Source organism: Curtobacterium sp. 18060 (genome assembly GCF_902706105.1).
Taxonomy (GTDB): Bacteria; Actinomycetota; Actinomycetes; order Actinomycetales; family Microbacteriaceae; genus Curtobacterium.
Window position 1 is genome coordinate 1 of the sequence record NZ_CACSJV010000093.1, and the last position, 4,541, is coordinate 4,541.

General features: G+C 69.9%; 6 protein-coding genes. 5 read left to right on the top strand and 1 reads right to left on the bottom strand.

Annotated features, from left to right (window positions below; translation table 11 throughout):
• Nucleotides 1-969: DUF6049 family protein (locus GVL05_RS19565; RefSeq protein WP_235036079.1), on the bottom strand; the 969-nt coding region annotated here is incomplete at its 3' end.
• A 110-nt stretch (nt 970-1,079) separates the two neighbouring features.
• Here GVL05_RS19565 and GVL05_RS19570 point away from each other — a divergent pair.
• The 5 genes from GVL05_RS19570 to rplI all read left to right on the top strand — a co-directional run bounded on the left by GVL05_RS19570 (nt 1,080) and on the right by rplI (nt 4,461).
• The gene (locus tag GVL05_RS19570; RefSeq protein ID WP_159574225.1) at nt 1,080-2,519 is read left to right on the top strand and encodes a CCA tRNA nucleotidyltransferase; all 1,440 of its coding nucleotides are present in this window, start codon (nt 1,080-1,082) and stop codon (nt 2,517-2,519) included.
• Between the two features lie 192 nt (nt 2,520-2,711).
• Nucleotides 2,712-3,095 carry a 30S ribosomal protein S6 gene (gene rpsF / locus GVL05_RS19575; RefSeq protein ID WP_111083667.1) on the top strand — a complete coding sequence of 128 codons (384 nt, stop codon included), beginning with the start codon at nt 2,712-2,714 and terminating at the stop codon, nt 3,093-3,095.
• Nucleotides 3,096-3,098: 3 nt separating this feature from the next.
• Complete coding sequence (locus tag GVL05_RS19580) at nt 3,099-3,686, top strand: single-stranded DNA-binding protein (protein WP_123311310.1); 588 nt, start codon at nt 3,099-3,101, stop codon at nt 3,684-3,686.
• Between the two features lie 50 nt (nt 3,687-3,736).
• Nucleotides 3,737-3,994, top strand: coding sequence for a 30S ribosomal protein S18 (gene rpsR / locus GVL05_RS19585; protein WP_017887834.1), 258 nt, complete (start codon nt 3,737-3,739; stop codon nt 3,992-3,994).
• Between the two features lie 14 nt (nt 3,995-4,008).
• Nucleotides 4,009-4,461: a 50S ribosomal protein L9 gene (gene rplI, locus GVL05_RS19590; protein WP_111083665.1), complete on the top strand. Its 453-nt coding sequence runs from the start codon at nt 4,009-4,011 to the stop codon at nt 4,459-4,461.
• Nucleotides 4,462-4,541 lie beyond the last annotated feature (80 nt).

Below are 4,541 nucleotides of genomic sequence, written 5' to 3' on the forward strand. Positions count from 1 at the left end.
GGCGGTCGGGGTCGGTGCGGGGGTCTCGGCACCCGGGAAGTTCTCGGACTTGACGGACTGGTCGAGCGAGATCGGCGCGAGGATGCCGTCCGACCCGGCCTGGCGCAGACCGGTGACGTCGGCGTCCGCGTAGGACAACGCGAAGGTCTCGTTGCGCAGGGACTCGAGGCGCTGGAGCCACGCGGTCGCGGAGGACGGCGCGTTCTCGCCGAGGATCCGGATCGAGGCGATGATCCGCGGGTCGACGGCGACGGCGACGTTGTGGTCCTCGGCCGCGTCGAGCTGCTGCGTCAGGGTGCCGTCGACCGAGGTGGCGGAGGCCAGGACGGCCGCGGTGAGGATGCCGTCGGTGGACTTCGGGACCGTCACCGGCATCGCCACCGAGACGCTGACCGGCACCTGCTCGAAGTCCGGGTACCAGGTGATCGCGGAGCGGGCCACGGCGAAGGTGTCACCGGCCGTGTACTCGGCCGCGATGCGCCGCGCACCGAACGACGAGTACCCGCCGAGTGCCACGTTGCCCGAGACGATCTCGACCGAGTCGATGGTGACCGATCGGTGCGCCGGGACCTCCGGAATGTCAACGGAGTCCATCGGGGCGCCGAGGTAACCGGTCGTGGTGGTGTCGGCGAGCCAGTCGGCGAGGACGTCCCGCGTGCTCACGGAGCGGAAGATGTCGAACTCCGCGCTGCCGGCAGGCAGTGCAGTGTCGGTGTCGTTCGTGACGGTCACCGAGAGGGTGAGGTCCTGGTCGCGCTGGACGATCCCACGGTGCGCGGGAGCGACCGAGATCGTGGCCTTGCCCGCATCGGCAGCAGCCGGATCGGCGAGATGGGTCTTGGCCGACGACACCGTCGCGGCATCGGCGTGCGGGGCACTGACGGGCGCGACGACCAGGCCGAGCGCGACGAGGGTCGACGCGGCTGCGGCGAGCGTGGTGCGGAGGATGTGCATACGGAAGCGGGCCACGGGGTCGGTTCGGGCCGAGCACGAGTGTATGAGGCGCGACCATGAACAGGTCCCGTGCGCGCGGGGTTGTGGAGAACTCGGGGCCTCGATCTGGGAGGATGAGCACCGTCATGCAGTCCGTTGCCCAGGCCGTCGAACGACTCGACGCACTCGCCACCACCGAGCCCGTCGACCTCCTCGCTCGGGCCTTCGCCGACGCCGGACACGAGCTGGCCCTGGTCGGCGGACCCGTGCGGGACGCCTTCCTCGGTCGTCCGGTCACCGACCTCGACTTCACGACGAGCGCCCGTCCGGACGACATCCTGCGCATCGTCGAGCCGATCGCGAGCGCCACGTGGGACGTCGGCCGCCAGTTCGGCACCATCGCCGCGCGGGTCGGCGGCGAGCAGGTCGAGATCACCACCTACCGCAGTGACGTGTACGACGGCGAGACCCGCAAGCCCGAGGTCGCGTTCGGCGACACCATCGAGGACGACCTGCTCCGCCGCGACTTCACCGTCAACGCGATGGCGCTCCGGCTGCCGGCCCGTGAGCTCGTCGACGTGCACGGCGGCGTCGAGGACCTGCTGGCCGCCCGCCTGCGCACCCCGCAGGCCGCCGTGGTGTCGTTCCGCGACGACCCGCTCCGGATGATGCGGGCGGCGCGGTTCACGTCGCAGCTCGGGTTCACCGTCAACGACGACGTCCGTGCCGCCATGCAGGACCTCGTCGACTCCATCGACATCGTGTCCGCCGAGCGGGTGCGCGACGAACTCGTCAAGCTGCTCAACACGAGCGACCCCGTGCCGGGCATCCGCCTGCTCGTGGACACCGGACTGGCGCAGCGGTTCCTGCCGGAGCTGCCCGAGATGCAGCTCGAGATCGACGAGCACCACCACCACAAGGACGTCTACGAGCACTCCCTGACCGTGCTCGAACAGGCGATCGGCTACGAGGCCGAGCGGCACGCGGGCGACCCGCCCGACACCGTGCTCCGGCTCGCGGCGCTGCTGCACGACATCGGCAAGCCCGCCACCCGCAAGCTCGAGCCGGGCGGCGCCGTCAGCTTCCACCACCACGACCTGGTCGGGTCGAAGCTCGCGAAGAAGCGGCTCCGTGCCCTGCGCTTCGACAACGACACGATCGCCGCGGTGTCCCGCCTGATCGAGCTGCACCTGCGGTTCTTCGGGTACACCGACGGTGCCTGGACCGACTCAGCCGTCCGGCGCTACGTCCGCGACGCCGGCCCGCAGCTCGAACGGCTGCACGAGCTGACCCGCTCGGACGTCACCACCCGGAACCGCCGCAAGGCCGACCGCCTGGCGTTCGCGTACGACGACCTCGAGGAGCGGATCCGCGTCCTGGCCGAGCAAGAGGAACTGGACTCGATCCGGCCCGACCTGACCGGCGACGACATCATGCGGATCCTCGACATCCCGCCGGGGCGTGCCGTGGGCGAGGCCTACCGCTTCCTGCTCGAGGCGCGGATGGACGACGGGCCGCTCGGGGCCGACGCTGCCGAGGCGCGCTTGCGCGACTGGTGGGCCGCGCGGGACGCGACCAGCTCCTGACGCGCCACCGACGCCCGAGACGCGACCGCCTGACGGACGCGACGGTTCTGCACAGACCGGTGGCGCGCCTCCAGGCCGTCGGGTAGTCTGTGCAGGTTGCCCGGCGCGTGTCTGCGCGCTGTGGCACATGCATCAACCCTCCTGCCCCGGGAACTGCCCGGGGCCGCTGAGACCAGAGGAGGTGGGTTCCGCATGCACCAGTACGAACTGATGGCGATCCTCGACCCCGAGATCGATGAGCGCACCGTCGCTCCCAGCCTGGACAAGTTCCTCGCTGTCATCCGCAACGACGGTGGCACCGTCGACAACGTGGACGTCTGGGGCCGTCGCCGGCTCGCTTACGAGATCGCCAAGAAGTCCGAGGGCATCTACGCCGTCGTCGACTTCACGTCCTCGCCCGAGGCCGCCAAGGAGCTCGACCGTCAGCTCGGTCTCTCCGAGGCCGTGCTCCGCACGAAGGTCCTCCGCGCCGAAGAGGGCATCGCGCAGGTCGCCGCCCAGAAGCAGCGCGACGAGGCACGCGCAGCCCGCAAGGCTGCCAACGCCTCCGCAACCGCGACCGCGAGCGCCGAGTAACCCGTGGCCGGCGAAACCGTCATCACGGTGGTGGGCAACCTCACCGCGGACCCCGAGCTGCGGTACACGCAGAACGGGCTCGCAGTGGCGAACTTCACCATCGCCTCCACGCCTCGCACGTTCGACCGTCAGGCGAACGAGTGGAAGGACGGCGACGCGCTGTTCCTCCGCGCGAGTGTGTGGCGGGAGTTCGCCGAGCACGTGGCGGGGTCGCTGACGAAGGGCTCGCGCGTCATCGCGCAGGGTCGTCTGCGTCAGCGTTCCTACCAGGACCGCGAGGGTCAGCAGCGCACGAGCATCGAGCTCGAGGTCGATGAGATCGGCCCGTCGCTCCGGTACGCGACCGCACAGATCACCCGCGCAGCGGGTGGCGGCGGTGGTCGTGGCCAGGTCGGCGGCGGCAACGGTGGCGGTCAGCAGGGCGGCGGCAACGGCGGCTGGAACAACAACGGTGGCGGCAACGCCTCCGCTGGTGGCCAGTCCGACGAGCCGTGGTCCCCGCAGGGTGGCCAGCAGGGCGGCGGCAACGCACAGTCGAACGACGTGTGGAGCACCCCCGGCGGCAACTTCGACGACGAGACCCCGTTCTGATCCTCTCGGTTCCGACGGACACACAACTTTTCTTCTAAGGACAAATCACTATGGCTGGAAAGAGCACCGGCGACCGCCGGAAGCCTCGCGGCAAGGGCGGCAAGAACGCCGCTCCCGCGAAGTCGATCAAGGTCGGCGTCATCGACTACAAGGACGTTGCGACCCTTCGCAAGTTCATCTCGGAGCGTGGAAAGATCCGCGCCCGTCGCATCACCGGCGTCTCCGTCCAGGAGCAGCGCCTCATCGCCCGTGCCGTGAAGAACGCCCGTGAGATGGCGCTCCTCCCCTACGCCGGCTCCGGCCGCTGATCGGAGGTCGACACATGTCGAAGCTCATCCTCACCCACGAGGTCTCCGGCCTCGGTTCCGCTGGCGACGTCGTCGACGTCAAGAACGGCTACGCCCGCAACTACCTCATCCCCCAGGGCTTCGCTGTCGCGTGGTCCAAGGGCGGCGAGAAGCAGGTCGAGTCGATCCGTGCCGCGCGCACCGCGCGTGAGCTCGCCACCATCGAAGAGGCACAGGACCTCAAGATGAAGCTCGAGAACGCGACCATCTCCCTGGCGGTCAAGGCCGGCAAGGACGGTCGTCTGTTCGGCTCCGTCCGTCCGGGCGACGTCGCTGACGCCGTCCAGGCGCAGGGCGTCGGCTCGCTCGACAAGCGCAAGGTCGAGGTCCCCGCGACCATCAAGACCGTCGGTGACCACGAGGCCACCGTGCGTCTGCGCGAGGACATCACTGCCGTGATCTCGCTCAAGGTCGTCGCTGCCAAGTAGCACTGACGTTCCGCTCCACGACGGGCGGGTCTCCTCCGGGAGGCCCGCCCGTCGTTGCGTTGGCGGGGGCGGGGTCGGGT

Coding starts and splice junctions, on each gene's coding strand:
- GVL05_RS19570 (WP_159574225.1), top strand. CDS start 1,080: ATGCAGTCCGTTGCCCAGGCCGTCGAACGACTCGACGCACTCGCCACC.
- rpsF (WP_111083667.1), top strand. CDS start 2,712: ATGCACCAGTACGAACTGATGGCGATCCTCGACCCCGAGATCGATGAG.
- rpsR (WP_017887834.1), top strand. CDS start 3,737: ATGGCTGGAAAGAGCACCGGCGACCGCCGGAAGCCTCGCGGCAAGGGC.
- rplI (WP_111083665.1), top strand. CDS start 4,009: ATGTCGAAGCTCATCCTCACCCACGAGGTCTCCGGCCTCGGTTCCGCT.